The organism is Thiomicrospira sp., assembly GCF_014859555.1.
In the GTDB taxonomy this organism is placed as follows: Bacteria; Pseudomonadota; Gammaproteobacteria; order Thiomicrospirales; family Thiomicrospiraceae; genus Thiomicrospira.
Window position 1 is genome coordinate 1 of sequence record NZ_JACUTY010000103.1, and the last position, 2,808, is coordinate 2,808.

Annotated in this window: 3 protein-coding genes; 2 read left to right on the forward strand and 1 reads right to left on the reverse strand. The window is 43.3% G+C overall.

Annotation, left to right across the window (positions count from 1 at the left end; translation table 11 throughout):
* Both IBX48_RS10100 and trpS read left to right on the forward strand, forming a co-directional pair.
* The coding region (locus IBX48_RS10100; RefSeq protein WP_296834114.1) for an energy transducer TonB at positions 1-363 on the forward strand (363 nt) is incomplete at its 5' end.
* An 80-nt stretch (positions 364-443) separates the two neighbouring features.
* The gene (trpS, locus tag IBX48_RS10105; protein ID WP_296834117.1) at positions 444-1,448 is read left to right on the forward strand and encodes a tryptophan--tRNA ligase; all 1,005 of its coding nucleotides are present in this window, start codon (positions 444-446) and stop codon (positions 1,446-1,448) included.
* A 41-nt stretch (positions 1,449-1,489) separates the two neighbouring features.
* On the opposite strand, the gene IBX48_RS10110 is transcribed toward trpS, so the two are convergent.
* Positions 1,490-2,551 (reverse strand): peptidase M42, encoded by a 1,062-nt coding sequence (locus tag IBX48_RS10110; protein WP_296834119.1) that lies wholly within the window; start codon positions 2,549-2,551, stop codon positions 1,490-1,492.
* Positions 2,552-2,808: the final 257 nt, after the last annotated feature.

A 2,808-nucleotide genomic window follows, 5' to 3' on the forward strand; every position in this document is an offset into this window, starting at 1 on the left:
CCGCAACCCCAGCCTGAACCGGAGTCCTTAGCATCGCAGTTTAGCCAGTACGAGATTGAAAGAGCCGAAAAAAGATACGTAAGAGAACTCTCCGAAACGTTGATGCGTCATGCACAAGACACCTATCCAATGATGGCCAAACGTCGTCAATGGCAAGGCCAAATAACGTTGCGCTTTACAATCCGTGCAGATGGCTCCATAACAAATCTCGCCGTAGTGGATAGCTCAGGCAGACAAATATTGGATGAAGCCGCATTAAGTATCTTTACCGAACGTATGCAGATGTTTTTTAAAGCTTTTCCGGAAGAAATACAACGCAAAGAATGGCGTCATACAGTGCCCATAGAGTACAAATTACGTTAATCCCTCACCTTCAGTATTTAGCCCCATCGCGAGTTAGGTTAGAATAACGTCCTTTCAACTTAGCGAATAAAGATAGCAATATGAGCAAACCCGTTCTGTTTAGTGGCATCCAGCCTTCTGGCGACTTAATGATTGGTAACTACATTGGCTCAATTAAAAACTGGGTCAAGCTGCAAGATGATTACGAATGCCTATTCTCTTTGGTTAATATGCATGCCATCACCGTCGAGCAGTCTCCTGAAGCCTTAGCGAAACGCAGTTTGGATTTTGTGGCGCTCTACTTGGCCTCAGGCATTGATCCAGCTAAAAGTACCGTCTTTATTCAATCACACGTGCCAGAGCATGCTGAACTGGCTTGGATTTTGAACTGTTCAACCTATATGGGCGAGTTAAATCGCATGACCCAGTTCAAAGACAAATCACAAAAACATGAGCACAACATAAATGCCGGTTTATTTAATTACCCAGTCTTAATGGCGGCGGATATTTTGCTTTATCAAACCGCCCTTGTACCAGTTGGCGCCGACCAAAAACAGCATTTAGAATTAACCCGAGATTTGGCGCATCGATTTAACAATCGATTTGAGCGTGACTTATTTAAAGTGCCTGAGCCCTTTATTGCCGAAGCCATTGCGGGCGGTCGCATTATGAGTTTGCAGGATCCAACCAGTAAAATGTCGAAATCCGACAGCAATAAAAACAATTTTATCGGTTTATTGGATGATCCCAAAACGATATTAAAGAAATGCAAAAAAGCCATGACCGATTCAGGTGACGTGATTGAGTATGATATCGACAACAAACCTGGCGTTTCTAACCTGCTCACCATCTATTCGGTTATTAGTGGCAAGCCCGTAAGCGAAGTCATTAAGCATTTTGAAGGCAAAATGTATGGTCACTTAAAAGTGGAGTTGGGCGAGCTAATAGTGGATTATCTTGCACCGATTCAACAACGTTTTTATGAAATTCGTGAAGATGAAAGTCACCTAAAAGGTATTTTAAAACACGGCGCAGAACGTGCTCGTGAACAAGCGCAAAAAACGCTACAAGATGTCCAGAAAAGCATTGGTTTCGTTTTACCTTAACCCAGCCTCAACCTTAACCACCAGGCCTGGTGGTTAAGGTTTTAAGTTAAGTCCAACTTCGCTACTTTCATCAACAAAGCCAAAAACGACTGACAAGATTGAATCGAGGTTGATTCCTGCATTGTATGGTAACCGGTGGTGGGTATTTGAAGGGTCGTACCCTGCACAAAGCCATTTGAGGCTAATATAATGCGTCCCATCTCAGTACTGCCTAATGACTTAGACGGCAAACCTTGTTTTTGCAATTGCCGATTTTGCGCTTCGACAAACTCATCCTTATAGCTATAAGCTATGTTTAACTCATCACAGGCTTGAGCTAAGGCTTGAGTTGTCGCTTCATGATAATGAGCGTGGTTGTCTTTTTTGCGCAACACCACATCTTGTTTGAGTACCGCTTCATGATTTGGATAAGGACTGGTATCCAGTACGATCAATTGATTGGTTGATCCTCCAAAACGGCGGAACCATTCCAACAAATAACGCCAACTGCTCCCCGACTCTTCTTGTGCGGTAAAAAAGGCCGTTCCCTGATAACCTAAACTAAACATATGCACTAACAAGGCCGCCGTTAACACGTTATCCAGCTGCGCTTTTAACCATTGATTTTCGATCTTTAAACTGTCTCGAAAACACACTGGCGTACCTGCTACCAGATGTTCTAAACCCTCAAGTTCAAAAATTAAGTTATTACGAAACTCACAAATATAAGTGCTCCTAATCACCCCTGAACCCCGATAAGCACCAGACCAGGGTTCATAAGCCATCACCGGCGTTGCATCAAAGCGATCACTTATACGTAGCATCAACTCTTCACTCACCGCGTTACCCAATAAATCCGAACGATGGCCAGACACAAAAGCCGCATATTGGAATTCATTTGGCCCGGTACAAATTAAACCATGCCGATCAATATGCGCCGAAAACATAGAAGAGTTTGGCTGGGTGCCTTGTGCAACCAGCAAACCTTCGTACCAAGTAACCTTCGCGCCTCGCTCTTCAAGCTCACGTTGCAACACCCGAAAAAATGAATGCTCCGCCCCCACTACACTGGGTTCTCTAATCAGCGATTTGAGTAGATCTATAAATTCAGCAAACTGGTTCAAGTTATAGCCCTTGTTAGTTATATTAGCGATTAAATTTCGACCGGGTTTTATAACGCATAATTTTTCACCTTATCAGGCAGTCCTACCCGAATTACCATAAATTTTTGTAACCGAATCCATTAAGTTTAATAGGGTTTTACCCTTTATCAGCTGTGCTTTTTGTCTACGTCTATGGGATAATGCGCCCAATACATCGACAACCGGGCACCTCGATTAACCCCTGATTCATTCTGGCAACGCCAAGTTTTTCAGATCAA

Excerpts from the sequence above, each read along its gene's own strand:
- trpS (WP_296834117.1), top strand. The coding sequence starts at position 444 with ATGAGCAAACCCGTTCTGTTTAGTGGCATCCAGCCTTCTGGCGACTTA.